27 protein-coding genes are annotated in these 26,855 nt (G+C 70.5%); 7 read left to right on the top strand and 20 right to left on the bottom strand.

Annotated features, from left to right (window positions below; all coding sequences use genetic code 11):
- Positions 1–16 precede the first annotated feature (16 nt).
- The 9 genes from IG08_RS0133725 to IG08_RS0133685 all read right to left on the bottom strand — a co-directional run bounded on the left by IG08_RS0133725 (position 17) and on the right by IG08_RS0133685 (position 8,837).
- A complete protein-coding gene (locus IG08_RS0133725; RefSeq protein WP_030611429.1) occupies positions 17–388 on the bottom strand; it encodes a VOC family protein in 372 nt (123 codons plus the stop codon).
- The gene (locus tag IG08_RS0133720) at positions 385–1,155 is read right to left on the bottom strand and encodes a fumarylacetoacetate hydrolase family protein (protein WP_030611426.1); all 771 of its coding nucleotides are present in this window, start codon (positions 1,153–1,155) and stop codon (positions 385–387) included. The genes IG08_RS0133725 and IG08_RS0133720 overlap by 4 nt, the downstream gene beginning before the upstream one ends.
- Positions 1,152–2,600 carry an NAD-dependent succinate-semialdehyde dehydrogenase gene (locus tag IG08_RS0133715; RefSeq protein WP_030611424.1) on the bottom strand — a complete coding sequence of 483 codons (1,449 nt, stop codon included), beginning with the start codon at positions 2,598–2,600 and terminating at the stop codon, positions 1,152–1,154. Before IG08_RS0133715 ends, IG08_RS0133720 begins: the two co-directional genes overlap by 4 nt.
- A 20-nt stretch (positions 2,601–2,620) precedes the next feature.
- Positions 2,621–3,541, bottom strand: coding sequence for a VOC family protein (locus tag IG08_RS0133710; RefSeq protein WP_030611421.1), 921 nt, complete (start codon positions 3,539–3,541; stop codon positions 2,621–2,623).
- A 109-nt stretch (positions 3,542–3,650) separates the two neighbouring features.
- Entirely contained in the window at positions 3,651–4,562 is a 912-nt protein-coding gene (locus IG08_RS0133705; protein ID WP_030611418.1) for a LysR family transcriptional regulator, read from the bottom strand.
- Positions 4,563–4,670: 108 nt separating this feature from the next.
- Positions 4,671–5,633, bottom strand: a complete 963-nt coding sequence (locus IG08_RS0133700) for a sugar ABC transporter substrate-binding protein (protein ID WP_030611404.1) — start codon at positions 5,631–5,633, stop codon at positions 4,671–4,673.
- Between the two features lie 149 nt (positions 5,634–5,782).
- Positions 5,783–6,799: an ABC transporter permease gene (locus IG08_RS0133695; RefSeq protein WP_030611401.1), complete on the bottom strand. Its 1,017-nt coding sequence runs from the start codon at positions 6,797–6,799 to the stop codon at positions 5,783–5,785.
- Positions 6,796–8,283 carry a sugar ABC transporter ATP-binding protein gene (locus IG08_RS0133690; protein WP_043455898.1) on the bottom strand — a complete coding sequence of 496 codons (1,488 nt, stop codon included), beginning with the start codon at positions 8,281–8,283 and terminating at the stop codon, positions 6,796–6,798. Before IG08_RS0133690 ends, IG08_RS0133695 begins: the two co-directional genes overlap by 4 nt.
- The gene (locus tag IG08_RS0133685; RefSeq protein ID WP_078655847.1) at positions 8,280–8,837 is read right to left on the bottom strand and encodes a carboxymuconolactone decarboxylase family protein; all 558 of its coding nucleotides are present in this window, start codon (positions 8,835–8,837) and stop codon (positions 8,280–8,282) included. The genes IG08_RS0133690 and IG08_RS0133685 overlap by 4 nt, the downstream gene beginning before the upstream one ends.
- Before the next feature lie 233 nt (positions 8,838–9,070).
- Here IG08_RS0133685 and IG08_RS0133680 point away from each other — a divergent pair, with 233 nt between their 5' ends.
- Both IG08_RS0133680 and IG08_RS0133675 read left to right on the top strand, forming a co-directional pair.
- Positions 9,071–9,487 (top strand): cupin domain-containing protein, encoded by a 417-nt coding sequence (locus IG08_RS0133680; RefSeq protein WP_030611391.1) that lies wholly within the window; start codon positions 9,071–9,073, stop codon positions 9,485–9,487.
- Between the two features lie 89 nt (positions 9,488–9,576).
- Positions 9,577–11,367, top strand: coding sequence for an acetate and sugar kinases/Hsc70/actin family protein (locus tag IG08_RS0133675; protein WP_030611388.1), 1,791 nt, complete (start codon positions 9,577–9,579; stop codon positions 11,365–11,367).
- A gap of 91 nt (positions 11,368–11,458) precedes the next feature.
- Here IG08_RS0133675 and IG08_RS0133670 read toward each other — a convergent pair whose 3' ends face one another.
- The 7 genes from IG08_RS0133670 to IG08_RS0133640 form a co-directional block, all read right to left on the bottom strand.
- Positions 11,459–12,793 carry an MFS transporter gene (locus IG08_RS0133670; protein WP_030611385.1) on the bottom strand — a complete coding sequence of 445 codons (1,335 nt, stop codon included), beginning with the start codon at positions 12,791–12,793 and terminating at the stop codon, positions 11,459–11,461.
- Positions 12,794–12,906: 113 nt separating this feature from the next.
- A complete protein-coding gene (locus IG08_RS0133665) occupies positions 12,907–13,857 on the bottom strand; it encodes a catechol 2,3-dioxygenase (RefSeq protein ID WP_030611382.1) in 951 nt (316 codons plus the stop codon).
- Positions 13,854–14,930 carry a 4-oxalomesaconate tautomerase gene (locus IG08_RS0133660; protein WP_052424976.1) on the bottom strand — a complete coding sequence of 359 codons (1,077 nt, stop codon included), beginning with the start codon at positions 14,928–14,930 and terminating at the stop codon, positions 13,854–13,856. The genes IG08_RS0133665 and IG08_RS0133660 overlap by 4 nt, the downstream gene beginning before the upstream one ends.
- A 32-nt stretch (positions 14,931–14,962) precedes the next feature.
- Positions 14,963–15,667, bottom strand: a complete 705-nt coding sequence (locus IG08_RS0133655; RefSeq protein WP_030611375.1) for a 4-carboxy-4-hydroxy-2-oxoadipate aldolase/oxaloacetate decarboxylase — start codon at positions 15,665–15,667, stop codon at positions 14,963–14,965.
- Entirely contained in the window at positions 15,664–16,413 is a 750-nt protein-coding gene (locus tag IG08_RS0133650; protein WP_030611374.1) for a PIG-L deacetylase family protein, read from the bottom strand. Before IG08_RS0133650 ends, IG08_RS0133655 begins: the two co-directional genes overlap by 4 nt.
- A 57-nt stretch (positions 16,414–16,470) precedes the next feature.
- Entirely contained in the window at positions 16,471–17,121 is a 651-nt protein-coding gene (locus tag IG08_RS0133645) for a GntR family transcriptional regulator (RefSeq protein WP_030611370.1), read from the bottom strand.
- Positions 17,122–17,218: 97 nt separating this feature from the next.
- Positions 17,219–18,091: a LysR family transcriptional regulator gene (locus tag IG08_RS0133640; protein ID WP_030611367.1), complete on the bottom strand. Its 873-nt coding sequence runs from the start codon at positions 18,089–18,091 to the stop codon at positions 17,219–17,221.
- Between the two features lie 68 nt (positions 18,092–18,159).
- On the opposite strand from IG08_RS0133640, the gene IG08_RS0133635 reads away from it, so the two are divergent.
- Positions 18,160–19,065, top strand: a complete 906-nt coding sequence (locus IG08_RS0133635) for an EamA family transporter (protein WP_078655846.1) — start codon at positions 18,160–18,162, stop codon at positions 19,063–19,065.
- Positions 19,066–19,197: 132 nt separating this feature from the next.
- Here IG08_RS0133635 and IG08_RS0133630 read toward each other — a convergent pair whose 3' ends face one another.
- Complete coding sequence (locus tag IG08_RS0133630; RefSeq protein ID WP_030611361.1) at positions 19,198–19,917, bottom strand: response regulator transcription factor; 720 nt, start codon at positions 19,915–19,917, stop codon at positions 19,198–19,200.
- Positions 19,918–19,950: 33 nt separating this feature from the next.
- Positions 19,951–20,454 (bottom strand): MarR family winged helix-turn-helix transcriptional regulator, encoded by a 504-nt coding sequence (locus tag IG08_RS0133625; RefSeq protein WP_030611359.1) that lies wholly within the window; start codon positions 20,452–20,454, stop codon positions 19,951–19,953.
- 321 nt (positions 20,455–20,775) lie between these two features.
- Between IG08_RS0133625 and IG08_RS0133620 the strand changes: the two genes are divergently transcribed.
- The 3 genes from IG08_RS0133620 to IG08_RS0133610 all read left to right on the top strand — a co-directional run bounded on the left by IG08_RS0133620 (position 20,776) and on the right by IG08_RS0133610 (position 24,740).
- The gene (locus IG08_RS0133620) at positions 20,776–21,816 is read left to right on the top strand and encodes a zinc-dependent alcohol dehydrogenase (protein WP_043455895.1); all 1,041 of its coding nucleotides are present in this window, start codon (positions 20,776–20,778) and stop codon (positions 21,814–21,816) included.
- A 140-nt stretch (positions 21,817–21,956) separates the two neighbouring features.
- A complete protein-coding gene (locus tag IG08_RS0133615) occupies positions 21,957–23,159 on the top strand; it encodes a sensor histidine kinase (RefSeq protein ID WP_030611354.1) in 1,203 nt (400 codons plus the stop codon).
- A gap of 99 nt (positions 23,160–23,258) precedes the next feature.
- On the top strand, positions 23,259–24,740 hold the full coding sequence (locus IG08_RS0133610) for an MFS transporter (RefSeq protein WP_030611351.1): 1,482 nt from the start codon (positions 23,259–23,261) through the stop codon (positions 24,738–24,740).
- 82 nt (positions 24,741–24,822) lie between these two features.
- Here the strand turns inward: IG08_RS0133610 and IG08_RS0133605 are convergent, their stop codons facing one another.
- Positions 24,823–25,335, bottom strand: a complete 513-nt coding sequence (locus IG08_RS0133605; RefSeq protein ID WP_030611349.1) for a hypothetical protein — start codon at positions 25,333–25,335, stop codon at positions 24,823–24,825.
- A 131-nt stretch (positions 25,336–25,466) separates the two neighbouring features.
- On the opposite strand from IG08_RS0133605, the gene IG08_RS0133600 reads away from it, so the two are divergent.
- A complete protein-coding gene (locus tag IG08_RS0133600; RefSeq protein ID WP_030611347.1) occupies positions 25,467–25,811 on the top strand; it encodes a cupin domain-containing protein in 345 nt (114 codons plus the stop codon).
- On the opposite strand, the gene IG08_RS0133595 is transcribed toward IG08_RS0133600, so the two are convergent.
- A complete protein-coding gene (locus IG08_RS0133595) occupies positions 25,801–26,805 on the bottom strand; it encodes a LacI family DNA-binding transcriptional regulator (protein WP_030611343.1) in 1,005 nt (334 codons plus the stop codon). The two genes, IG08_RS0133600 and IG08_RS0133595, sit on opposite strands and share 11 nt — an antisense overlap.
- Positions 26,806–26,855: the final 50 nt, after the last annotated feature.

The following is a 26,855-nucleotide window of genomic DNA, read 5'->3' as shown; positions in this document are numbered from 1 at the left end:
TCCCGTACGTATAGGCTCAGTTGGGGCGCTTGCCGTGCCAGACCAGCTCGATCATGGTGTGGTCGGGGTCGTGGATGTAGCAGAACTTCGACTGGTTCTCGGGGCGCTGGATCGGGCGGGTGTGCCGGATGCCCAGCTCCCCCAGGTGCTCCAGGAACTCGTCCCAGTCGTCGACCTCGACGGCGAAGTGATAGGGCGCCATGCGCTCCATCTCCTCGACCGGGGTGAAGTGCAGGTCGAAGTTGCCGCGGGTCATCAGCACCACACGGGTGTTGGACTTGGGCATGATCCGCTTCATCCCGAAGACCTTCGTGTACCACTCGGCGGTCCGGTCCGGGTCCGTGGTCGGGAAGTTGACGTGGTGGATGTAGCGGGGTTCCTTGCTCATGCTCGATTCCCTTCGAGTTGTACGGGGTTGGACAGCACACCGATGCCGCTGATCTCGACGTCCACGGTGTCGCCGGGCTCGATCTGGCAGGTCGACTCGGCGCCCATCCACAGCACGTCGCCGGGGTGCAGGGTGATGTGCCTGGTGATCTCGACGATGTGGTCGAAGGGGTCGTAGACCATGTCACCGGTGGGGAATGAGGCCCGCTCCGCGCCGTTCACCCTCAATGTGGTCGTCTGCGCGAGCGCGTCGACGTCCGTCTCGATCCAGGGCCCCATCGGCTTGAAGGTGTCGCTGTTCTTGCTGCGCCAGAACGTGCGGTCCCGGTGCTGCCAGGTGCGGGCACTGACGTCGTTGCCGATGGTCCAGCCGAAGACGGACTTGCGCGCCTCCTCGTACGTGGCGTGCCGGACCGGACGGCCGATGACGGCGACGAGTTCGGGCTCGGCCTCGAAGCGGCCCTCGACCTCGACCGGCTTGACGATGGGCGAACCGTGCCCGGTCAGCGCGTTGTTGGCGCGGTAGCCGACCTCGGGGCGGTCCGGCGTGGTGGCTCCGGCGTGCGCGATGTGCCGGGGGTAGTTGTAGCCGACCGCATAGAACACGGGCGGCACAACAGGCGGCAGCCATACGGCAGTTGCGCGCGCCACCGTGCCGATCACGTCCGGGTCGCACTCCAGCGGGGACTCGGACAGCAGCTCGATGTCCTCCTCCCCCACCCGGCCCCACACCGCCCGGCCGCCGACCGAGACTCGCGTGTACCTCATGGCACCAGCAGATGGGAGACGCGCTTGGTGATCAGGTAGGAGTCCAGGGCCTCGGGGCCGCCTTCACGGCCGTACCCGCTCTCCTTCACTCCGCCCGAAGGGGCCTCGTGGACGGAGCCGCCGCAGTGGTTGATCGACAGGATGCCGGCCTCCAGCCCGCCCGAGAGCTTCTCGGCGGTCGCGGCGGACCGCGTGAAGCCGTAGGCGGCGAGGCCGTACGGCAGCGCGTTCGCGGTCGCGAGTGCCTCGTCGAGGTCGGTGAACGGGACGATGGGGGCGAGCGGTCCGAACGGCTCCTCGTGCAGCAGTTCCGCGTCCTCGGGTACGTCGGTCAGGACGGTCGGCGCGAAGAAGTACCCGGGGCGGTCGAGCCGTTCGCCGCCGGTGAGGACCTTGGCGCCGCGGGCGACGGCGTCGGCGGTGAGCCGTTCCATCGCCTTGAGCCGGCGCTCGTTGGCGAGGGGGCCCATCTTCGTGCCCTCTTCCAGACCGTCGCCGACGACGACCGCCTCGGCGGCCTGCACGAACTCGGCGGTGAAGTCCTCGACCAGGCTCTCGTGGACGAGGAAGCGGCTCGGCGAGGTGCACACCTGGCCTGCGTTGACGAACTTCGCCTGAGCGGCCTTGCGGGCTGCCTGCACGGGGTCGGCGTCGGCGCACACGATGACCGGGGCGTGGCCGCCCAGTTCCATCAGGGACGGCTTCATGACCTTGCCGGCCTCGGCGGCGAGGAGCTTGCCCACGGGGACCGAGCCGGTGAAGGCGATCAGGCGGATCACCGGGGATGCGATCAGGTGTGCGGAGACCTCGGCCGGTTCACCGAAGACGAGGTTCAGGACACCGGCGGGCAGGCCCGCGTCGGCGAAGCAGGCCACCAGGGCGGCGGCCGTCGCCGGGGTCTCCTCGGAGGCCTTGATGACGATGGAGCAGCCTGCCGTCAGCGCGGAGGAGATCTTCCGCATCGGGCCGCCCGCCGGGAAGTTCCAGGGGACGAACGCGGCGACGGGGCCTACGGGTTCGCGGCGCACGGTGAGCACGGTGCCCGGGGCCGAGGGGATGATCCGGCCGTACGCGCGGCGGGCGTCCTCGATGTGCCAGCGCAGGGTGTCGGCGACGCGGCGGGCCTCGCCGGTCGCCTCCGCGAGCGGCTTGCCCTGCTCCAGGGTCATGATCCGGCCCACCTCGACGGCGCGCTCGGTGAGGAGGTCGGCGGCGGTGTGCAGGATCTCGGTGCGCTCGGCTATCGGTGTCTCGCGCCAGATGCGGAAGCCTCCCTCGGCGGCGCCGAGGGCCCGGTCCAGGTCGGCCGGGGTGGCCAGCGGCACCGCTCCGATCACCTCCTCGGTGGCCGGGTTCACGATCGGGGCGGTCTGTCCGGATCCGCCCTGGCACCACTCGCCCGCGATGTACATGCGGACGGCGGGGTAGCCGTGGTCGGTGGTCATGGGTGGGTGCCCTCTCAGGGTCAGGACTGGGCCGGGGCTTCCTGGTCGCGGTGGGTGCGCAGGGCCCAGATGTGGTGGGGCGGAGTGGTTTCGTGGACGCGGGTCTCGTAGGAGGCGTCGACCCGGTCCATGTCGGCGGCGTACTCGACGCGGCCGCCGCACGGGGCGTGCAGGAAGCGGAAGACGTTCGAGCCGATGGTGTGGCGGCCGAGCCTGCGGGCCTCCCGCCAGCCCCGCTCGATCATGTGGTTGCCGCCCTCGATCACGTCGTCGAAGCCGGGGACCTCGTAGGCGATGTGGTTCACGCCGGCCCGGTCGGGGCGGTGGCACAGCAGCATCGTGTGCTGGTCCTCGTCGCCCGGGGCCTGCATGAAGACGCCCATGGGCTCGACCACGTCGGTGGGCCGGAAGCCGAGGCGCTCCGTGTAGAACGCGACGGCCTCCTCCTTGCCCGGCTTGGGGATGTTGAGGGCCACGTGGCACATGCGCAGCGGGTAGGCCCGCCCCAGCGGCTCCAGGGCGGTGTTCCAGCGGTCCACGCTGCCCAGCGCGTTGGCGAGGCGCGGGGTGACGGGCGCGGGCTTCGGCCGGGCCAGGGTCAGCCCGACGCCGAAGCCGGTCTCGTCCACGGTGTGGTGCACGCCGTCGGCGCTCTCGCGGACCTCTCGGTCCTTGCCGGCCGCGGCCACCAGCCGCCGCAGCTCCTCGGTCGTGTCGACGCCCCACACCACCTCGCGGAGCGTGGGTCCGCCCTCCACGGGAGCCGGCAGCGACGGGCTCGGCTCGGTGTCCAGGTGGAGGGTCTGGCCGGTGAGCGTCTCGAACACCGCGTGCTCGTCGCTCTTCTCCACCAGGAACAGTCCGAAGTCGCCGAAGAACCGGACGCATTCGCCGAGGTCGTCGATGCCGTAGGTGACCGATTCGATTCTCTGGATTCCCATGGATTCCTCATTTCCGGGTCGCCTCGTGAGCGTAGGTTTCGGGGCACGAGAGCCTCAATGACCCGAGCTCTACGAGCTGCGCAATCGTTTCTTGCGAATGAGGCAGGCCCTACGGCCGGATCGCGGGAATCGGGTTCTGCGAGAACCACTCGGCGAGGAAGTCCAGGAACACGCTGACCTTGCGCGGGGTGTCGTGTCCGGGGCCGTAGATCGCGTACAAGGGACGGTCGGGGACCGCGAGGTCGGGGAGCAGGACCTGGAGGGCACCGGAGACGAGGTCGTCGTAGGCCGGGCGCTGTGGGAGCAGGGCGATGCCCCGGCCATGGACGGCCGCCTTCTGCAGGGCGATGTAGGAGTTCGACGAGAAGGCGATGTTGCGGATCTTGTGCAGGGTGCTCGCGTGACCGTGACCGATACGCCAGACCGGGTCGTTCACGTGCACGAGGCAGTCGTGCGTGGCGAGGTCGTTCGGGTGGGCGAGGGCGCCGTGCTTGTCGATGTACGCCTTCGACGCGCACAGGACGAACGGCAGCGAGGAAATCTTCTTCAGACGGACGCTGGAGTCCCGCAGGTCCCGGGTGTGGAAGGCGACGTCGAATCCGCTGTCCAGGAAGTCGTAGGTCCGGTCGGACATCCCGCCGAGTTCGAAACGGACCTGAATTTTGGGATGCGCCGCGGAAAAGGCAGCGATGGCGTCCCCCAGATCCAGGCTGCCTATCCATTTGGGGCAGATGATGCTCAGCGTGCCTTCGGCCCGGTCGTGCAGATGGGCTATGCCCGCGTCCTCGGCCTCGATCTCGTCGAGGATGCGGGCGGCGAATTCGGCGTACCGCTGGCCCGGTTCGGTGAGGCTCACCGAGCGGGCGGTGCGGTTGACGAGACGGACGCCCACCTGCCGTTCGAGTTCGGCGACGTGCCGTGACACCAGCGAGCCGGAAGAGCCCAGCTTCTTGGCGGCTCCGCTGAAGCTGCCGACCTGCGCGACGGTGACGAAGCTGTGCATGAGGAGCAAGCGGTCCATGTTTCATTCCTCCGGGGGCTCCCACCCGCTCGGGCCCATGCCGGGAGCGGGGGGTGCAAAATGCGGCTCGGACACGGTGTGGCAGGCACCGTTTCCCGGTGGGGCCCTTTACTTCGGGCAGTACTGAGGTGCTTCGCTCACGTTGTCCTTGGTGACCAAGACAAGAGGAATGTTGGCAATTTTGTCAACCGTCTTGTCCTTGTTGAGCAGGCCGATCGTGTTCTTCACCGCTGTCTGCCCGATGGACATCGCCGAGTTCGCGACGGTGGCGGAGAACTCGCCGCTCGTGACCGCCGCGAGGCCCTCGTCGGTGCCGTTGACCGTCACGATCTTGACGTCCTCGGCGCCGGCCGCGTCGAAGGCCTTGCGCACCGCGAACGCCATCTCCTCGTTGGCGACGAACGCGTAGTCCAGGTCGGGCTGGGCCTGGATCATGTTCTCGGCGACGTCCTGCGCCTTGGCCGGGTTGAACATGCCGGGCTGGTTCGCCACCACCTTGGCGGTCGCCGGCAGGGCTCCCTTGAAGCCGCCCACCAGCAGGTCGGAGGCTGCGCCGGGAGCGCCCGCGACAATGCCGACCTTCACGTCCTTGCCGGCGGCGTCCTTCTCGATCCAGCCGGCGTCCAGCGCGCCGGCCTGCTTCAGGTCGACCTTGGCGACGCCCAGGACGTCCGACAGGTCCGAGGTGGCGACGGAGGTGAGGTAGATCGGGATGCCGGCGCTCTTGGCCTTGGCTATGTCGCCTTCCAGGGCGTCGACATTGACGGTCTGGACGATCAGCGCGTCCACGTTCCGGGCGATCATGTCCTCGATGTTGGACAGCTCCGTACCGGCGTCCTGCTTGGAGTTGGCGGAGTAGAGCGTCGCCTTCTCCGTCTTGGCCGTCTCCTCGACGGACTTGAGCAGACACTGGTGGAAGTGCGTGTTGGCACCGTTGACGAACCCGAGGGTGACCGAGCCGTCGACGTCGCCCCCGGCGTCGGACTCGGAGCCGCATCCGGAGAGCACCAGGGCGGCGACGCCGGCGAGCGAGACCGCGGCGGCGCGGCGGGAGCGGGCGGTGGGCTTCATGGGTGGGCCTTTCCTGCATCGTTGAAGAGAAGGTTGCGGATGTGGGGGCGCACTGGGGGCTGCGGAGGATCGAGGGGCGCCGGGTGTCCGTGCGGCAGCAGCGGCCCGGCGCGGCGTACGGCGCCGGGGACCCGGCATGGCGTACGGCGCTAATGGCCCGGCGCGGACTTGCGCTGGAACTCGTTGATGATCGCCGCGACGAGCAGCACTCCGCCGGTCACGACGAACTGGTAGTAGCTGTTGACCTGCAGCAGGTTGAGCGCGTTGGCGACGACGCCGAGCAGCACCACGCCGAGGACGGTTCCTACGACGGTGCCGTGGCCGCCGGCCAGCGAGGTGCCGCCGATGACGACCGCGGCGACGGCGGTCAACTGGAGTTGCAGACCACCTGTGTTGGGGGCGGCGGCACCGAGCCGGGACAGCAGCATCAGACCGGCCAGACCGGCGAGGCCGCCGGCGAGGGCGTACAGGGCGAGTTTGCGTCCGGAGACGTTGATGCCGCTGAGGCGGGCCACGTGCTCGTTGCCGCCCATCGCGAAGGCGTCCCGGCCGAAGGTGGTGAACCGCATGGCCAGCCCGATCGCGGCGAGCACGACGACCGCGACGACGCACAGGTAGGGAATGCCGAGCACCTTGTCGTTGCCGAGGGCCCACATGCGCTGGCCGATGGTGATCGACTCGCCGTCGAGGACGAGCAGGGCGACACCGTCGAGCAGCATCGCGGAGGCGAGGGTGGCGACGAAGGGGGCGACCCTGGTGTAGGTCACGACCAGGCCGTTGACCAGGCCTATCAGGGTGGCCAGCAGGAGGGTGAGGACCACGGTCACGAGGGTGGACCGGCCGTCGTGCAGCAGGGTCGCGCCCACCGACACGGTGACGGCGGCGTTGCTGCCCATCGAGAAGTCCATGCCGCCGGCGGTCATCAGCAGGGTCAGCCCGGCCGCGATGACGGCGGTCACGCTGATCTGCCGCAGCACGTTGAGCAGGTTCTGCGAGCTGGTGAAGGAGTCCGCCTGGAGGGCGGTGAACAGCGCCACCAGGACGAGGACCACGATCAGGCCGCCGTGCGGGATGCGCAGCAAGTTCTGGAGGGTGGGACGGGATGCGGTGCGCCCGGACGGCGGGGCCACGGCGTCCTGCGCGGCGGAGGGGGTCTTGAGGCTCACTGGGGCTGACCTCCGAGTGCGGTGGCGACGAGCTCGTCGCGGGTGATGGCGGTGATGTCGTGTTCGGCGACCGTGCGGCCGGCGCTGACGACGACGACACGGTCGGCGAGGCGCATGACCTCCTCGGCGGAGGAGGAGGCGAGCAGGACGGCCACGCCGCGCGAGGCGAGCTCGTCGACCAGGCTGTGGATGTCGGCCATGGCCGCGACGTCCACCCCGTTGGTGGGGTCCTCGAGGAAGCAGGCGACCGGCTCGGTCTCCAGCCACTTCCCGAGCAGGACCTTCTGCTGGTTGCCGCCGGACAGCGCGCCCACCGGCGGGTTGCCGGTGAGGGCGACGACGCCGTAGCTGCTGCGCAACGGGGCGGCGCGGCGGGCGAGTTCACCACGGCGGTGCAGTCGGCGGCGGGCGAAGCGGTCGCCGGCCAGCATCAGGTTCTCGTCCAGCGAGAGCTCCTGAACGAGGCCGAGGGTGCGGCGGTCGCCCGTGACGCAGCGCAGACCGCTGGCGAGCGAGGCGGCGATTCGCCCGAAGGGCACCGCCCTGGCGTCGACGACCATCTCGCCGGCGTCCGGGCGCTGCCGTCCGGAGAGCAGGTCGAACAGGCGCGACTGGGCGTCCCCCGCGGGTCCGAGGACGGCGACGATCTCGCCCTTGCGTACCTCGACGGTGAAGTCCTGGACGGCCCGGCCGTGGCTCAGGCCGCGCACGGTGAGGCCGCTCTCGACCTTCGGGGCGGGCCGCTCGGGGCGCTGCGAGACGACGTCCCGGCCGACCATGCTGCGTACCAGCGAGGCGGGGTCCATCTCGGTGGCCGGGGCGCTGGTCACCACCGCCCCGTCGCGCAGGACGGTGAGGCGGTCGGCGACGGCCATGACCTCGTCGATGTAGTGCGAGATGTAGACGACGGCGACCCCGTCGTCCCGCAGGGTCCGCACCAGGGAACGAATCCGGTTGGCGTCCTTGGCGCTCAGACACGCGGTCGGCTCGTCGAGGATCAGGATCCGGCCGCCGCGGCGGACCTCGCGGGCCACCTCGACCATGGTCTGTTCGGCCACGGTGAGGGAACCGGCGACGCGCTCCACGTCGATCTCGATGCCGAGGCCGGAAAGTGCCGCGCGGGCCCCCTCCTTGACCGCTTTCCAGTGGACCGTACGGCCCCGGGTGGGCAGGTCGCCGAGCATGACGTTCTCGGCGACGGTCAGCCCCATCGCCAACTCCCGGCGCTGCGGCACGCAGGCGATGCCGAGCCGGCGGGCCTTGCGCACGGTCAGCCCGGAGTGGGTCCGCCCGTTGACCTCGACGGTGCCGCCGTCGGCCTGGTGCACCCCGGAAAGGACCTGCACCAGCGTCGACTTGCCGGCGCCGTTCATGCCCATCAGCGCGTGGATCTCACCGGGGTACAGGTCGAGGTCCACACCCTTGAGCGCGGCAGCCCCGCCGAAGCTCTTGGTGACGCCCCGGACGCGCAGGACCGCAGTCACGGCCGATCCCCCTCGGGAGTCACCCGGCCGTAGCCGCGGATGTCCGGGAACGGGGGCTCCTTGTCGGCCTGCAGGTCCACCTGGAAGGTGTTCAGGCACATGCCGAGCATCGTGAAGTTGCCGAGGGCTCCGATGGTGTCGACCAGACCCTTGGAGCCGAAGTGTTCCAGCGCGGCCGCGAAGGTCTCGTCGGTGACGAAGTGCTCGTCGAGGATCTCCCGGCAGAACCGGTAGAAGACCTGGTCGGCCTCGCTTTCGAAGACCGCCTCGCGCTTCTCGGCGATGGCCTTGACGGCGGCCTCCGGGATGCCGGCCTCGATCGCCTGGTGGACGTGTGCGTTCCAGGAGTACTGGGCGTCCCAGTTCCGGGCGGCCATCAGCAGCGTGAGTTCGCGCAGGTGCTTGGGGAGGCTGCAGTCGAAGCGGGCGAAGGCGCCGAGGGACTCGGCCCGTTCGCACATCTCGGGGCTGTGCAGCCAGACCCGGAACGGTCCACGGACGGCACCACGGCGACCGGCGATACGGGCGGCCAACTCCTGCTGGCGCGGGTTCATTTCCTCATCGCTGAGAACGGGGAGCCTCATGTGGCCGATACCTGCCTTTTCTTTCCGGCGCGTTTCCGGCACGGATCCGAAAGCCGTGCGGTGCGAGCCGACCGTACAGCCGGGTTCGCGAAGCTCACCCCTCCCGAAATGCAAGGTAAAGCTGCACGCCGGAGGGCACCCATTCACGGGCGCGCGACCTAACGTCAGTCGACGCAACAGTGCGAAGTGGAGAGGAACTCCGGATGACCACGATCATCAAGGTCGCGTCGGTACCGCTGCTCGACCGCGGCGGCGCCGTGGTGACGACACCGCTGATCACCACGCCGTCGGCCGGCGGGGAGAACAGGATCACCAGCGGGATGAGCGTGTACCCGGTCGGCTCCGGAGCGCCGTTGCACTCGCACAACTGCGACGAGCACGTCACGGTCCTCGAGGGCGAGGCGGAGGTGTGGGTCGACGGAGAGGTGACGAAGCTGGAGCGGTTCGACACCACCTACGTCCCCTCCCCCGTCCCCCATCTCTTCCGCAACATCGGGGACACCCCGCTGCGCATCCTGTGGGTGTACTCCTCGGGCCATGTGACAAGGACGTTCACCGAGACCGGCAAGACGGTGGAACACCTCTCGGCGGAGGACCAGATGGGGTCGGACGAGCCGTAGGGAACCCCTGCGAGACCGCGGCGGAAGGAGGCGTTCGACACCGCTCTCCCGGGGAGGTCCCCTTCAAGAGACCGTCTGGGGGGACTCCGATGAGCATCGACCGCGTAGTGGCGGCCATCGACTTCGGTACCTACGGCACCGGCTACGCGTGGGCCGTGGTCGATCCGCGGATCAGACACAAGGCCGACCGCGCGATCAACGACAGGGACGACTGGCCCGACGCGACCGGTGCGTCGTCCTCCCCGAAGACGCTCACCGCGCTGCTCCTGCGCGACGAGAAGGTCCTGGCGTGGGGCCATTCCGCGGCCCGGCTCCGCGCCGAGCTGGAGACGCGCTGGCACCGCGAGGACGTCCGGGCCATGGAGGAGGACCGGCCCAGCGCGACCGAACGGGAGAGGGCGCGCCACCGGTACTACTACGGGCTGAAGATGTCGCTGCGTCAGCGGGACGATCCCGCCCGCAACCGCACCGGCCTGACCGACGACCTCGGTGACCCCACCGAGTTGATCTCCGCCTATCTCGCCGAGGTGGTCAAGGCGGCGCTGGCCGACATCACGCGCGACGGGCAGAACCCGGCGTCCGGCATCCGCTGGTGTCTGACCGTCCCGGCGATCTGGAGCGAGCGGTCGATGGACCGCATGCGCAGGGCGGCCGTGGCGGCCGGACTGCCTGAGGACCCGGCCCGGCTGCTGCTGGTCCCGGAACCGGACGCGGCGGCGCTCTACTGCGACGTCGTCGGCACCACGGCCGAGACGGACGACAAGGGCACGCCCCGCCCGGGGCTGCTGCGCCCCGGGATGCGGTTCCTCGTCCTGGACTGCGGGGGTGGCACCGCCGACCTGGTGAGCTACCGGATCGGGACGGACGGCTCCATCGAGCAGTTGTGCCGGCCGAGCGGGGGCCCGTTCGGCGCCGAGTACACGACCCAGGGCCGCGGGGGCTTCCTGCGGAAGGCGCTCGCCCTGCGGTTCGGCGGCGCGGTGGACTTCGACGGGCTGTATCTGACCCATGCGGACCAGTTCGCCGAGCTGGCCGCCGCCTGGGAGCGCGGGCGCGACTCGTTCACGGTCGAGCAACAGAGCCCGCTCGTCGTCGACTTCCCGCCCCGGCTGTACGCGTCGCTGGGCGGGACCGCCGACGCCCGACAGGGCGACACGGTCGTACTGCCCGTCGGCGAGGTGCGCGCCATCCTGGAATCGGTCGTCGGTCCCATCCTGGGGAAGGTCGACGAACAGCTCGCACGCTGGGACCACCCACCCGACCCGGAGGGGGCGGGCGACGCCGCCTTCCTGGTCGGCGGCCTCGCCCGCTCGCCGTATCTGCGCCGCCGCCTCGAGGACCACCTGCAGGGCCGCATCCCGCTGCGGACCCCGCCACGCCCCGAGCGGGCCGTGCTGTTCGGCGCCGTGCACTACTGCTACGACCCGACACTGCTGCGCGCCCGTCGTGCGAGGTACACCTACGGCTGTGGCTGCGATCTGCCCTTCACCGACGGCGACGACCCGGCCCTCGCCTTCACGGACGACACAGGCGAACGCAAGTCGCACAACCGCTTCCTGCGGTTCGTCGAAGCCGACGAGAAGGTGCCGGTGGACCGGGAGGTCCGTCAGCGTCTGCTCCCGACGACGGCGGAGCAGACCACCATCCAGTTCGACTTCTACTCGACCGAGGAGCAGGACGGCCGGTATGTCTCCGATCCGGGCATGGAGCAGGTGGGCACGGTGGAGATCGGCCTCGAAGGTGCGATGCACCTGCCGCGGACGCAGCGCAACGTGGACGTCTTCATGAAGTTCGGCGAGGCCGACATCCAGGTCCGTGCGGTGAACGTCACGACCGGTGCGGCCCAGGCGACGACGCTCGGCTTCGACAGCGTCCGGTGACGACGAGGCGTGGCACCACGCCGAACGCCGGCCCCGCGTCCTCGCGGTGGCCGGCGTTCGTCCTTGTCCCCCGGGCGGCGGGCCCTGCGGGTCAGTGGGCGCTGACCAGGTTCTGCCCGCTGTCGCTGGGTGCCGTCTGCTTCGCGCTGCGCAGTGCGGCGATGCCGATGAAGACCATGGACGACAGGCCGGCGAGCGCGAAGGCGGTGAAGCCGAAGTCCCCGTTGCCCGCGGCGAGCAGCTGGCCGCCGAGCCACGGGCCGAAGACGGCACCGAAGCGGCCCATGCCGGAGGTCCAGCCGACGGCGGTGGCGCGGTTGTCGGGGTTGGAGCGGATCGACACCGTCGCGTAGATCATCGTCTGGGCGCTGTTCAGGAACACACCCGTGAGGAAGACGACGATCATCGTCACGCTCATCGGCATGTGGACGCTGAGCAGGAACACTCCGGCGGCGGTCAGGGCGAACCAGATCGCCGAGATGCGCGGGGCGCCGAAGCGGTCGGCAGCCCGGCCCGCGACCAGCATGCCCACGATGCCGCCGAGGTTGAAGACCACCACGAAGGTCAGGGCGTTGGCGAGCTCGTAGCCCTCGGCGCGCATCAGGGTGGGCAGCCAGGTGGCGACGCCGTAGACCAGGAGCAGGCCGCCGAAGGAGGCCAGCCAGTAGAGCAGGGTCTGGATCCACTCGCCGCCGCGGAACAGGTTGGTGAGTGCGTCCCAGCGGTCGGCGGCCGTCTTCTTGCCGGACCCCGCGGAGGGCAGCTCGACGTCGTAGCGCGTGGCCAGCTCGCGGGCCTCCTCGGCGCGGCCCTTGGCGACCAAGAAGCTCAGCGACTCGGGCAGGAACTTGGCGAGCACCGGGGCGAAGAGCAGCGGGAGGACGCAGACCCAGAACGCGGCGCGCCAGCCGACCGGGTCGATGAGCCACTTGGCCACGTAGGCGGAGAGGATGCCACCGGCGTGGTGGGCGGTCATCAGCAGGCCGATGGTGAGGGCGGCGCGGCCGCGCGGGGCGTAGTCGGAGACCATGCTGATCGCGGTGGGCAGCAGCCCGCCGAGGCCGACACCGGCCAGGGTCCGGCCGAGGCCGAAGACCTCGACGCTGCCCGCCATGGCGCACAGGCCGGAGGCCAGCGAGAAGAGGACCACGCAGCCGACCATCAGCTTCTTGCGGCCTATGCGGTCGGCGACCGTACCGGCGGTCAGGGCGCCGATCAGCATGCCGAAGGTGGCGTAGCTGCCGAGGTCGCCGGCGGTGTCCGCGGTGAGACCGAAGGTCTTGGTCTCCAGCAGGTGCGGCAGCACCGAGCCGTAGATGAACATGTCGAGGCCGTCGAAGAGCACGGCCAGCCAACACAGACCGACGACCATAAGGGCCAGTCTGCTGCCGCGAGCGGACAGGGACGGGGAGGGGGAGGAGGACATCGTTGGTTACCTCTCGTGCTTGGTGGGCTAGACGCTAAGGAGCCACCCATCAAGAGTCAACATTTTTGTCAACAATCTCATCGACAATGCTGGCGGGTGGCTCCTGCGCCGATTCAGCCGACCGGCGGGGTCCCGTGCGTGTGGAAGGACTCGATGGTCTTCAGGCCCCAGGCCTGCCCCTTCTTCCGCTCCTCCTCGGTCCACGTGATGAGCGGCCAGTCCGGCGCCAGCACGAGCCGGGTGAGCGGGTTGCACAGCTCGATGCGGTTGCCACCGGGCTCGTAGACGTACAGGAAGAACGTCTGCTGGATGGCGTGCTTGTGCGGTCCGGTCTCGATGAACACACCGCTGTCGATGGCGAGATCGGCCGCGCGCAGGATGTCCTCGCGGGTGTCGGTCGCGAAGGCGATGTGGTGCAGGCGCCCTTCGGCACCGGTCCAGTCCGAGGTGTAGACGACGTCGTACGACTTGTTCGTGTACGTCAGCCAGCGCGCCGCGATCTTCCCCGTGTCCAGCCTGATCTGCTCCGTCGGCCGGGCTCCCAACACGTTCTGCTGGAACTCGGAGTTGGCGAGCACATCGGCGGCGAGGAAGTTGATGTGGTCCAGGCGCCGAACGCCCACGCCCCGGTTCGGCTTGGCCTGCGGCTGGTTCTTCAACGCGGGCCTGAGCTCCTCGGGAGCCCGGTAGTGCTCGCTCTCCCAGTACAGAGCGTGCTCGTGGCCGTCCGGGTCGGTGGTGAGGTACAGCTTGCCGAGGCCGGGTTCGTCCTCGACCCACTTGCCGGTGCCGCCCGCCTCCTCGATCGCCTTGATACGGCGGTACAGGGCCTCCTCGCTGGAGGTGCGCAGGGCGAGCCGGCCGAGGCCGGGCTGCTCGCGGGCGGTGAGCACCAGGCTGTGGTGCTCGTAGTCGTCGAAGGTCCGCAGATAGACCGTGTCGCCGTCCTGCCCGTTGACGGTGAGCCCCAGATAGTCGGTGAAGAAGGCGACACTGGCGTCCAGGTCCGGGGTGAAGAGCTGGGCGTGGCCGATGTGGGCGATGTCGCCGAGCGGCGGAGTCATCGTTGACCTCCTTGGGGGTGCGGGGGGATCGGGGCCGTCTCGGCGGACCGGGGGAAGACGGTGCCGTCGAAGATCTTGCGGGCCGTACGGACCACGGCGGTACGGCGGGCGGAGGGCAGGCCGTCCGCGGCGGGTTCGAGGCTGCTTTCGATGTCCAGGAATCCGGTGGGATGTTCTATGCGAACTCGGTCACTGTCGGGATCAATCTGCGCAAGCTCCGCACCCACGCTGCCTTCGATCCGCAGGCCGGCGGCCACGCTGGCCGCGCCCAGCACGCCGATCGAGGTGTGGCAGCGCACCGGGATGAAGGTGCGGGTGGTGACCGCGCCGCCGTCGCGGGGCTCGGCGAGCAGCGTGAGCTTGGGCACGGTGGCGTCCGAGACGTCGCCGAGGCCCATCAGCCGGCCCGCCTTGAGGCGGATCGTGCGGAGCCGGTCGGCGAGGGCGAGGTCCTCCTCCAGGTCGCGGGGCGACTCGTAGCCGGTGACCTTGAGGGCGGTGGCCTCGACGAGGACCGTCGGCATGCCGTTGTCCACGCAGGTCACCTGCACGCCGTCGATGTCGTCCCGGACGCTGCCGGTGGGCAGCAGCGGGTTCGCGCTCGGCGGGAACTCGATGACCACCGGCGCGGCCGTCCCCGGCACGCCCGAGATCTCCGCGTCTCCCGTGTAGTCGACGCGGCCGCCGGGGGTCGGGAAGGTCGCCGTCGCGTAGTCGCCGGTGTTGACCATGCGGATACGGACCGAGGTCTCCCTCTCCCCCGCCGGGACCAGCCCGCGCTCGACGGCGAACGGGCCGATACCGGCGAGGATGTTCCCGCAGTTCTGACGGTCGCTCACCTCGGGCTTGTCGACGACCACTTGGAGGAAGAGGTAGTCGACGTCGGCGCGCGGATCGGCCGAGGGCGAGACCACGGCCACCTTGCTGGTCAGCGGGTGCGCACCGCCCAGGCCGTCGATCTGCCGCTCGTCCGGGCTGCCCATGATGCGCAGCAACAGCGCGTCGCGCAGGGCCGGTTCGGCGGGCAGGTCGTCGGCGAGGAAGTAGGCGCCCTTGGAGGTGCCGCCCCGCATCAGCAGGCAGCGCACCTCCTCGGGCACGGGGGTCACGACCGCTCCCCCGCGTACTCCTCGTACGTCCGGTACTCGACGCCGAGCCGCTTGAGCGTGTCCCTCAACCCGTAGCGGTCCAGACCGAGTTGGCCGCCGATGAAGGCGGCGCGGGTGGCGGCCTCCTTCGCCTCGCGGGCCTCGGACTTCTCCACCGTCTCGCGGGCGCGCTCACGCGGGACGACCACGACTCCGTCGTCGTCGGCGAGGATCACGTCGCCGGGGCGGATCACCTGGCCGTCGATGGCGATCGGCACGTTGACCGAACCGCCGGTGGCCTTGACCGTGCCCTGCGAGGAGACGGCCCGGGACCAGGCGGCGAAGCCCATGTCCCGCAGCTCCTGGGTGTCGCGGATGCCCGTGTTCATCACGACGCCACGAACGCCGCGCTGCTGGAGGGCGGTCGCGAACAGCTCGCCGAACAGGCCGTCCGTGCAGGGCGAGGTGGTGGTGACGACCAGGATGTCACCCTCGCCGCACTGCTCGACGGCGGCGTGGATCATGAGGTTGTCGCCGGGCCAGCTGAGCACGGTGACGGCCGTACCCGCGACCCGTACGCCCTGCTGGACGGGCCGAACTTCCGGGCCGAGCAGGCCGGTTCGGCCCATGGCCTCGCTCACCGTCGCCACGCCGTAACCGGCCAGCGCGTCGACGTCCTTCAGTTCCGCCTTCGGTGGGTTGGTGACGATCACGCCGCTCATGCCAGCTCCTTCGCGATCTGCGGGTAGGGGCGCATGTACGCCTCGGCCATGGTCTTGTGGGTCAGGCCCAGGTTGGGGCCGGCGTTGCGCTTGAGCTGGACTCCGCGGCGCACGGCGAGGTCGGTGTAGTAGTCCCACAGGTGCTGCTGGGCGCCGAGGCACTCCATCGCCTTGCGCTTGGTGTCCCACACCTCGGTGATGTCGAGCAGGACCTCGGGCTTGAAGCCGCTCATCTCGGGCTGGTGCGGCTCGAAGTAGAAGACCGGCGGGGCGCCGATGATCTCCCCCTCGCCCGGGTAGCCGATGGCCTGGGCGAGGACGCGGGCCTCCAGGGCCATGCGGTTGGCGGCCGGGTGGTCGCCGTTGTACGGGTCCTCGACCGGGTGGGTGAGCACGACGTCCGGCTGGGTCTCGCGATAGACGGCGACGAGCCGGTCGGTCAACTCGGCGCTGGGGACGAGCGGGTAGTCGCCGGCGTCGAAGAAGCGGACCTCGGCGCCGAGGGTGGCCGCGGCACGCTCGGCCTCGTCCCGGCGTATCGCCTTGATCTCGTCCAGCTTCTTGCCCTCGCGCCACGCCTTGGCGGACTCACCGCGCTCGCCGAAGGTCAGACAGGCGATGGTGACCTTCTCCCCGCGGGAGGCGGCCAGGGCGATGGCGCCGCCCGCGCGCCACACGAAATCCCCGGCGTGCGCGGTGACGACGAGAGTCGATCGTGGGGTGGCGGGCGCGTTGGCCTGGGTCATGCTGAACTCTCCTTGGTGACAGGTGGGCGCCCGCCCCCGCGTGTGGCGCGCTGCGGCTCAGTTGCGCAGCGCCTCGATCACGCTGGTGAGGTGGGCGCGGACGGCCTTCTCGGCTGCCTGCGGGTCCCTGGACCTGATCGTCTCGATCATGGCCAGATGCTCGTTCAGGGAGTGCTGCGGACGCCCCGGCCGCAGCGCCAACTGGAAGCGGTGGCGCACCAGTTGGGCATTGAGGCGCTCCAGCAGATCCACGGCCGTCTGCTGGCCGGAGAACTCCCGGACCTTGGCGTGCAGTTGCTGGTTGAGTTCGGAGTAGGTCATCGGCTCGCCGTCGGCCACGGCCTTGGTCATCGCCGTGCCCAGTTCCGTGAGCTCGGCGAGCTGCTCGTCGCTGGCCAGGGTGGCCGCCTTCGCCGCGCACAGTCCTTCGAGGACCATGCGGCACTCGGTGATGGCGACCGCTTCCTCCACGGTCACCACCCGCACCCGTGAACCACGGTTACGGATCCGCTCGACGAGGCCCTGGGCCTCCAGATCGATCAGTGCCGCACGGATGCTGGCCCGTGTCACACCGAACTGCTCGGCGAGTTCGTTCTCCACCAGCCGCTGCGCCGGTGCCATGTCGCCGTGCAGGATCGCCTGCCGCAGCTGCGCGAACGCATGCTGCTTGGCCTGCTCTCCGGTGCTCGGACGGGCTTCTTTCGGCATCGTTGCCCTCCCTGAGTGAGTGCCTGTCGAACCTAAATCTAGCCAAACAAGATTGTCAACAATTTTGTCCGCTGTATTGCAGGCGCGATGCCTGCGATCACCCCTCGCGATAGAGCGAGGTGAGCAGTTCCAGTACGGCCTGCGCGGCGGGGTGCGGATCGTCCCGCCACCAGGCGAGCCGTACGGCGATCGGCTCGGCGTCCCGCACCGGCCGGTAGACGACGCCGGGCCGCGGATACTGGTTGGCCGTCGACTCCGCGGTGATCCCGACGCACCGGCCCGTGGAGATCACGGTGAGCCAGTCGTCCACATCATGGGTCTCGTCGACGGCCGGCCGGGTCTCCGGCGGCCACAATTGCGGAGTCGTGGTGCCGGTACGACGGTCGACCAGCAGGGTGCGCCCGGTGAGATCGGCCAGCCGGACCGAGCGGCGGCGGGCCAGCGGATCGTCGGCGGCCATCGCGCACAGCCGCCGCTCGAGCCCGACGATGGCCGACTCGAACCGCCTGTCGTCCAGGGGACGGCGTACGACGGACAGGTCGCAGGCGCCTTCCGCCAGGCCGGCCGAGGCCGAGTTGGCCCGTACCAGGTGCAGCTCCGTCTCCGGGTGCGCCGCACTCCAGCGGCGCTGGAAGGCGAGCGTGTGCCGGCCGAGCGCCGCCCAGGCGTACCCGACACGCAGCTGGGCGTGGCCCGACAGGGCGTCCCGGACCAGGTCGTCCACCTCGGCGAGCACCCGCCGGGCGCGGGCCACCACCCGCAGCCCGGTGCCCGTCGGGGTCACTTCGCGGGAGGTCCGCCTGAGCAGCCGTACACCCAGGGCCTGTTCGAGGGAGGCCAGGGTGCGCGAGACAGCGGCCTGGGAGACACCGAGGGCGGCGGCCGCGTCGGTGAAGGTGCCCTCGTCGACGATCGCGACGAGACAGCGCAGCTGCTTGAGCCCCACCGAAAGCCCCACCGAAGCATCCATGACCACAGCGTATAGATAGTCCCAGTGATGCATTTTGCGTATCCGCCGGAGCGGCGCACGATCGGACCATGCCAGGAGCCTCCGCACGCCCCACCGCGTCCCCCCGCCTGCGCACCTCTCCCCCGTCCGCCCCGCAGCCGCCCCGGGGACGCCTCGCGGGAGTCGCGACCATGGTCGGCAGCGGACTGTCCAACCAGACCGGTGCCGCGATCGGGTCCCTCGCCTTTCCCGTGCTCGGGCCGGTCGGTGTGGTCGCGGTGCGCCAGTACGTCGCCGCGCTGGTCCTGTTCGCCGTCGCCAGGCCGCGCCTCGCATCCTTCACCCGGCGGCAGTGGGGGCCGGTGCTACTGCTGGCCGTGGTGTTCGGGACGATGAACCTCTCCCTGTACACCGCCGTCGACCGGGTCGGCCTGGGTCTCGCTGTGACGCTTGAGTTCCTCGGTCCGCTGAGCATCGCGCTGGCCGCGACCCGGCGGCGGGTGGACGCCTGTTGTGCTCTGATCGCGGTGGCCGGAGTCGTCGTCCTGATGCGGCCGCAGCCCTCCACGGACTATCTCGGAATGGGCCTGGCCCTGCTCGCCGCCGCCTGCTGGGCGTCGTACATCCTCCTCAACCGCACGGTCGGCCGGCGTGTCCCGGGCGCGCAGGGGTCGGCGGCCGCGGCCGGGGTGTCCGCCCTGATGTTCCTGCCGGTCGGGATCGTCGTCGCGGTGCGGCACCCGCCGACCCTCACCGCCGCCGGATGTGCCGTGGCCGCCGGTGTGCTGGCCTCGGCGGTGCCGTACCTCGCCGACCTGTTCACCCTGCGACGGCTTCCGGCCCCGGCGTTCGGCCTGTTCATGAGCGTCAATCCCGTACTGGCCGCCGTGGTCGGATGGATCGTCCTCGGACAGGCGCTGGACTGGACGGAGTGGGCGGGAATGACGGCGGTCGTGCTCGCGAACGCGCTGAGCATCCTCTCCTCGCGCACGTGAGCGCTCCGCTGGAAGCCCGGTGAATCGACCGCGGGTCCGTTGTGGCTGGTCGCGCCCGCGCGGCGGAGCCAGCAAATTGACACAGCCCCGCGCCCCTTGGGGGCGCTGCCGAACCGCACTTCACATGGCGGGTCAGCGGTCGGCGCAGCCGAGCCAGTAGCCGAAGCCGCGGCGGGTGTGGATCAGGGCGGGCTCCTCCTGGTCCACCTTGCGCCGCAGTCGGGAGACGAGCTTCTCGATGGCCTGGTCGCCGCGGAAGTCGCCCCAGACGTACCGGCAGATCTGTTCCTTGGACAGCACATGCTCCGCGTTGGCCAGCAGGTGGCGCAGCAGCCGGTACTCGGCGGGGGTGAGATCGAGCGGCCTGGGCCCGCGCCGGGCCCGGCAGGCGGCGTCGTCCAGGAGCAGGTCGCCGTAGCAGGGCACGTCCGTGCGGCGAGCCGGGCGGCTGTCCCCCAGCAGCACCTGGACCCTGACCAGGACCTCGGCGATCCGGAGGGGCTTGGTGACGTAGTCCGCCCGCTCCGGGCCGAGCTCGGGGACGAGGGTCTGCAGGGAGTCGCAGGTGGCCAGGAAGAGCAGCGGGGGGCGGTCCGCGGGTGCCATACGACGGCCCCGCGCGAGGGCGTCCGCGTTCGGCAGGCCCGCGTCCCAGACGACCAGGTCGAAACGGTGCTGCGCTACGCGCGCCATCCCCTCGGCGCCACTGCCCGCCGTGCCGACCCGGTAGCCCGCCAACCCCAGGGTGGTGGCGAGCAGTTCGGTCTCCCGGGGATCGTCGACGACGACCAAGAGGTGCTGTCCGTCCCCGCGGGGCGGCGACGGTTTCTGCTCGATGAGGTTCCCGTACATGGCGCGACCGTTCGTGTGAGGGCCCTGGCTGGATCAGGGGGCGGACGGGATGTCGATCGGATCCTCGGCGTGGGCTACGAAGTCGTGGACCAGCCTGCGGAAGAGTGCGGCGAGCTGTTCCAGCTCCTCGGACGACCAGTCGACCAGGGCCGTCTCGAGGCCCCGGCGGCTCGCCTCCCGTACCCGTTCGACCGCCACCATGCCGAGGTCCGTCAGCTGGATGCGCTGGGCCCGGCGGTCCTCCGGGTCCGCGATGCGGATCACGTACCCGCCCTGCTCCAACTGCCGCAGCTGCCGGGTGACATGGGAGGCCTCGACGGACAGCCGGACCGCGAGCACCCCGGGGCGCATCGGCTCACTCTCGGCGATGTGCCGCAGGATGGCCACGGCTGCCCGGTCCAGGGGCAGTCCGGCCACGGACATCAGGCGCTCGTGCTGCCGGGCCCGGCCGGCCAGGTAGGTGACACGGCTGAGGGATCTCTCGATCTCGACCACGGTCGCCGGAAGGGGCACTGCTGCGGGTGGCTGCAGGGACATGGCTTCACCTTAGAGGTAGTTGCCTAACTTAAGCAATATCCATTTGATTGCTTGACTTAAGTAACCCCCCTATGCTTGCCTAAGTCAAGCAAGCCAACTCAGACCGGGGCCGCTCCGAGCGGAAGCGGCCCCTCGCGCCCGACCCGTGGGGACGGGGAACGGCGCGGTCACCGGGCCCGGCCGGCGGGACACTCCCCCTCCGCCGCCGGGCCCGGCGACACCGGAACAACTCCAGTCGGGTCCTTGTCCTCCCTCGTTCGTCCGGGCTCACCCGTACCCGGACATACCTGTCAGCAGCACCCTCAGAAAGTGAGACACCCCATGGCCACGATGAAGTCCGTCCTCACCGCCAAGGACAAGGTCGACGTGGTGGACGTCGAGCGACCCGTACCCGGCCCCAAGGACGCACTCGTACGGATCCGCGCCTGCGGCATCTGCGGCACCGACACCTTCTTCCTCCACATGGGCGGCATGCCCACCGGGGCCGACGGGTCGATGCGCGCCATCCCCCTCGGCCACGAACCGGCCGGCGAGGTCGTCGAGGTGGGCGCCGAGGTCACCGACCTCAAGGTCGGCAACCGCGTGGTCGTCAACCCGCAGGGCGCGCACACCGGCATCATCGGCTGCGGCGGCACGCTCGGGGGCATGGACGAGTACCTGCTCATCGAGAACGCCGAGATCGGCAAGAGCGTGGCGATCTTCCCGGACCACGTCCCCTTCGACGTCGCGTCCCTGAACGAGCCGATGGCGGTCGCCCGGCACTGTGTGAACCGCTCCGAGGCCAAGCCCGCCGACAAGGTCGTCGTCTTCGGCGCCGGCCCCATCGGACTGGGCGCCGCGATCTGGCTCAAGCTGCGCGGGGTCGAGCACGTCGTGGTCGTCGACATCATCCCCGAGCGCCTGGAGACCGCGCTCGCCGTCGGCGCGGACGCGGTCATCAACTCCGCCACCGAGGACGTCACGGCCCGCCTGACCGAGCTGCACGGCCCGGGTGTCAACGCGCTCGGCCAGCCCCGCGTCGGCACCGACATCTACATCGACGCCGCCGGCGCCCCGGCCGTCTTCCAGGCCGTCGTGGACAACGCGAAGTGGAAGGCCAAGCTGGTCATGGTCGCCGTGCAGAAGAAGGGCTCGGACATCGACCTGGGCGGCATGCTCCGCAGCGAGCTCACCCTCATCGCCTCGCAGGGCTACCCCACCGAGATCTTCGAGGTCACCCCCGAACTCGCCGAGCACAAGGACCGCTTCGCCAAGCTCATCAGCCACCGGGTGCCGTTCGGCGAGGTCGGCCGGGCCTTCGAGCTCGCTCTGACGCCGGGCGCCGCGGAGAAGGTCGTCGTCACCTTCGACGACGAGGCCTGAACGCTTCGCTGGTAGCGCGGTGATTCGCCTGCGGGCCAGTGGGGGCTGGTCGCGCCCACGCGGCGGAGCCGCATGTTGACACAGCCCCGCGCCCCTCACGGGGCGCGGCAGTGGACGGTATCGAACAAGGACCCCACTCCATGATCGACAACCTGCAGGGCCTCCAGGGCAGTCGCCCGCGCGCCACCGACGCGGCGCTCGCTCTCGCACTCTTCGCCTGCTCGCTCCCCGGGAGCCTGATCACGCTGCCGGGGAGCGAGCCGGTGGTTTCCTGGTGGCCGGGTGTGCTGCTGACCGGCGTGTCGTGCGCCGCCCTGCTGTGGCACCGCAGCCACCCCCGCGGCACGGCTGCCGTGGCCATCGTGTGCGCGACGGCCGTGTCCGCGCTCGGCTACATCCTCACGGTCCTGCTGCTCGGGCCGCTCATGGTCGCCCTCCACTCCCTGGCCCTGCGCACCGACCGCAGGACCGCGAACACCTTCACCATCACCGGCATCGTCCTGCTGGTCTCCGCGGCCCTGGTCGTCGGCCCCCGTGACGAACCCCTGATCCTCAAGCTCCTCGGCCCCGCAGCCTGGCTGCTGCTACCGACTTCCCTCGGCACCGTGACCCGGCTGCGCGGGGCCTATCTGGAGGCCGTGCAGGCCCGCGCCGAGCACGCGGAGCGCACCCGGGAGGAGGAGGCACGGCACCGGGTCACGGCGGAGCGCATGCGCATCGCCCGCGACCTGCACGACGTCGTCGCCCACCATCTCGTCCTGGCCAACATCCAGGCCGGCGCCGTCACCCGGATGCTGCCCGACAAGCCTGGTGAGGCCGAGAAGATCGCCGCCGAGCTGTCCGGTACGACCTCCTCGGCCCTGCGTGAACTCAAGTCCACCGTGGGCCTGTTGAGGGACTCCGACGACCGGGACCGGCCCGCGGAGCCCACCCCCGGGCTCGCCCGGCTGCCGGAGCTCGCCGCCTCCTTCCAGCACGCCGGGCTCACGGTCGCCCTCACCGTCGAGGGAGAACCGAAGCCCCTGTCCGCCGGTGCTGATCTCACGGCGTACCGCATCGTGCAGGAGGCTCTCACCAACGTCACCAAGCACGCCGCCTCGCGCTCGGCGAAGGTGCGGCTCGTCTACTCCCCCGATCAGCCGGCCGTCACCGTGACCGTCACCGACGACGGCAGCGCGAGACCGGTCAACTCCCTTACGCCCCACAGCGGTTACGGCCTCATCGGCATGCGCGAGCGCGCCCACTCCGTGGGCGGCCGGATCCGTATGGGCCACCGCGCCGAGGGCGGCTTCGAAGTCGTCGCCGAGCTGCCCCTCCCCGTCGAGGAGCCCGTGGCCACCTGAGCCACTGTTACCCAGCCCACATTGAGTCAACTTGCTTAAGTCAATCAATTGAGATTAACTTGCGTAAGTCAAGCAAAACCATTTGACGGAGGCCCTGCCATGTCCGACGCCCTTACCCGACCCGCCGAAGCGGGGACATCCGCCCCGCCGCGGCCGAACGCCGTGGTGGCGGTGCTGGCCCTGGCCGGAATCGTCGTCTCGCTCATGCAGACCCTGGTCATCCCGATCGTTCCCGAGCTGCCGAAGCTCCTGAACGCCTCGTCGTCCAACACCGCCTGGGCGGTCACCGCCACCCTGCTCGCGGCCGCCGTGGCCACGCCGGTGGTCGGGCGACTCGGCGACATGTTCGGCAAGCGCCGGATGCTGCTGGTCAGCATCGTGCTGCTGGTGTCCGGTTCGGTGGTCTGCGCCCTGGCCGACTCCCTCGTACCGATGATCATCGGTCGGGCGCTGCAGGGCCTTGCGGCCGCGGTCGTCCCGCTCGGCATCAGCATCATGCGTGACGCGCTGCCCGCCGACCGGCTGGCCGGGTCCACCGCGCTGATGAGCGCCTCGCTCGGCGTCGGCGGTGCCCTGGGTCTGCCCGCCGCCGCCTTCATCGCCGACCGCTGGGACTGGCACCTCCTCTTCTGGGTCTCGGCCGCTCTCGGCGCCGTCGCCTTCGCTCTCGTCCTGGTGATCGTGCCCGAGTCGAAGGTGCGTACCGGCGGACAGTTCGACCTGGTCGGCGCGCTCGGTCTCTCGGCCGGTCTCATGTCCCTGCTGCTGGCCGTCTCCAAGGGCGGCGACTGGGGCTGGACGAGTGGCACCACCCTGGGCCTGGGCGCCGCCTCCGTGCTGATCCTGCTGGCCTGGGGCTGGTGGGAGCTGCGCAGCCGGCAGCCGCTGGTCGACCTTCGCACCACCGTCAAGCCGCAGGTCCTGTTCACCAACCTCGCCTCGATCGCGCTCGGCTTCTCGATGTTCGCGATGTCCCTGGTCCTGCCGCAGCTGCTCCAGCTGCCCGAGGCCACCGGCTACGGCCTCGGCAAGTCCATGCTGACCGTCGGCCTGGTGCTGGCCCCGCAGGGCCTGGTCATGATGGCCATGTCCGCGGTGTCCGCGAAGGTCACCCAGGCCAAGGGACCCAAGGTCACCTTGATGATCGGTGCGCTGATCGTGGCCTCCGGCTACGGCCTGAACATCTTGCTGATGAGTGAGGTCTGGCACCTGATCCTGGTCTCCTGCATCATCGGCGCCGGCGTCGGCTTCACCTATGGCGCCCTGCCCGCCCTGATCATGGGCGCCGTGGACCCCTCCCAGACCGGCGCCGCCAACAGCCTCAACACCCTCATGCGGTCCCTGGGCACCTCCTTCGCCAGCGCCCTCGCCGGCGTGATCCTGGCCCAGATGACCACCGACTTCGGCGGCACCGCCCTGCCCGCGGAGAACGCCTTCAAGGTCATCATGGCCATCGGTGCAGGAGCGGCCCTGCTGGCCTTCCTCCTCGCCTCCTTCATCCCGCGTCGGCGTGAGGCCGCGCCGGAGGCCGTGGCCGACAGCCCGGCCGGGGCTGCCGAGGTCGCCGGGGCGAAGGCGTAGGGCACTTCGCGCACGGGCCCGAGACGGCCGCCGTCCCCACCAGGGGGCGGCGGCCGTCCGGCGTTTCGTGCTGCGCACCCGCCTACTTGATGATCGCGTTCGCCACCACGACGACCACTCCGAGCAGCGCGTCCACCAGGCCGATCAGCACCGCGACCGCCCACGTGCGGTGCGACCAGCGGGCCGTGACCAGGCCCAGGGTGAACAGGAGGACGATGTTCAGGGTGAACGCCGCGTACTCCACGCCCTTGGGCGGCCACCAGCCCCAGCCCGCGCCGGCCAGGATCAGGACCGTGGGCAGGACGGCCGCGACCAGGGGCCACTCGTCGGCGAGGGTGCGCAGCGCGTCCCCGCGTCGGTGCGGGGTGCGCTCGGCGATGTAGTGGGCGTAGCCGTGGGCGAGGGCGGAGGCCAGGGCGGTCACCAGGAGCCAGGCGGCGTCGTAGCGGCGGCTGTCCTGGGAGGTGTGGCCGTACTGGGTGAGCGCGGCGACCATGGAGCAGGCCAGGACGGAGCCGTAGACGCCGCCGAACAGGACGGCCTCGCGCGTGTCGTGCCGGTGCGGCCGGTCCACGACAGCCTGGGTGTCCGCCATCCCCCCACGATCACCCGGGCCCGGCCACGCCGCCAGTCCACGGCGGCCGCGACGAAGTGTCCTCCCACCTGGGCGGATACCCCACACCCTGTCCACGCCCGAGCCCCGCCGCCCGCGGTTAGGGTCGCCCCATGAACCCCAGCTTCGTACTCCACATCCCCGACGCCGAGCTCGAGCCCGAGCCCCTCGCGCCGGAGCAGATCGTCTCCGGGACGCCCGAGGTGACCGGGAAGGTGGTCTGGGAGTCGGAGGACGGCCGGCAGGTCCGTGGGATCTGGCAGATCACGCCCGGCGTCGTCACCGACACGGAGGCGGACGAGCTGTTCGTCGTGATCAGCGGGTCGGCCACGGTCGAGGTCGAGGGCGGGCCGACGCTTCGGGTCGGACCCGGGGACATGGCGGTGCTGCGCGAGGGCGACCGTACGACGTGGACGGTGCACGAGACGCTGCGGAAGGCGTACACGATCAATCTGTGAGGGGCGGGGCCGTCGTGCCCCGGATCTCCAGCGTGGGCGCGGCCAGGTGGAGCTGCCCCGCTCCGCCGCGGCCCTCGAAGCGGTCCAGAAGGCGGCGGGCCGCGCGCCGGCCGACCTCGTGGCTCGCGTTGTCGACGGTGGTGAGCCACACGTGGCGCAGGCGCGAGATGTTCGTGTTGTCGTAGCCCACGACGGACACGTCGTGCGGGACGCGCAGCCCGAGCTCCTCGACCGCCGACAGCGCGCCCACGGAGGCCATGTCGTTGACGGCGAACACGGCGGTGGGCCGGTCCGGGCGGCTGAGCAGACGCACGGTGGTGCGGTAGCCGCCCTCTTCTGTCATGTCGCTGGGTTCCACCAGCTCCTCGTCCACCAGTCCGTGCGCCCGCATCGTCGCCTCGAAGCTCCGCCTGCGCAGCTCGCCGACGGCGCCGTACCCCGCGATGTGCGCGATGCGGCGGTGGCCGAGGCCGATGAGGTGCTCGGTGACCAGCCGGGCGCCCGTCCCGTCGTCCCCCGCCACGACGTCCACACCCGGCGGGGCCTGCTCGCGGGCGCCCGCGACGACGACCGGGATGCGCTCGGCGACCGCCCCGAGCGCGGCCTGGTCGGGCAGGGTGCCGACGACGACCAGTCCGTCCACCCGCAGGTCCAGGAACGGGCCGGTGAGGTCCTGACCGGTGCGGCGGTTGAGGCGGGCATCGGCCAGCAGCATCTGCAGGCCGTTGTCGTGCAGCAGCGAGTTCAGGCCGTCGAGCAGGTCGACGAACCAGGGGTTGCGCAGGTCGTTCAGGAGCACGCCGACCGTGCGGGTGCGCTGCTCGCTGAGGCTGCGGGCGGCGGCGTTCGGCCGATAGCCCAGCTCCTGGACCGCGCGCAGGACGGCCTCCCGCTTCTCGGGCCGCACCTGGTCGGAGCCGCGCAGCACCAGGGAGACGAGCGACTTGGAGACGCCGGCCTGCTCGGCCACGTCCCGGATCGTCGGCTGTCTCATGTCCTGGACCGTTCCATGGCGTCCGGCGGGTTGTCAAAGGGTTGACACCG

The organism is Streptomyces fulvoviolaceus (assembly GCF_000718165.1).
GTDB classification, from domain to species: domain Bacteria; phylum Actinomycetota; class Actinomycetes; order Streptomycetales; family Streptomycetaceae; genus Streptomyces; species Streptomyces fulvoviolaceus.
Note: the sequence above shows the minus strand (reverse complement) of the source record. Positions and strands in the feature narration are given on the sequence as shown.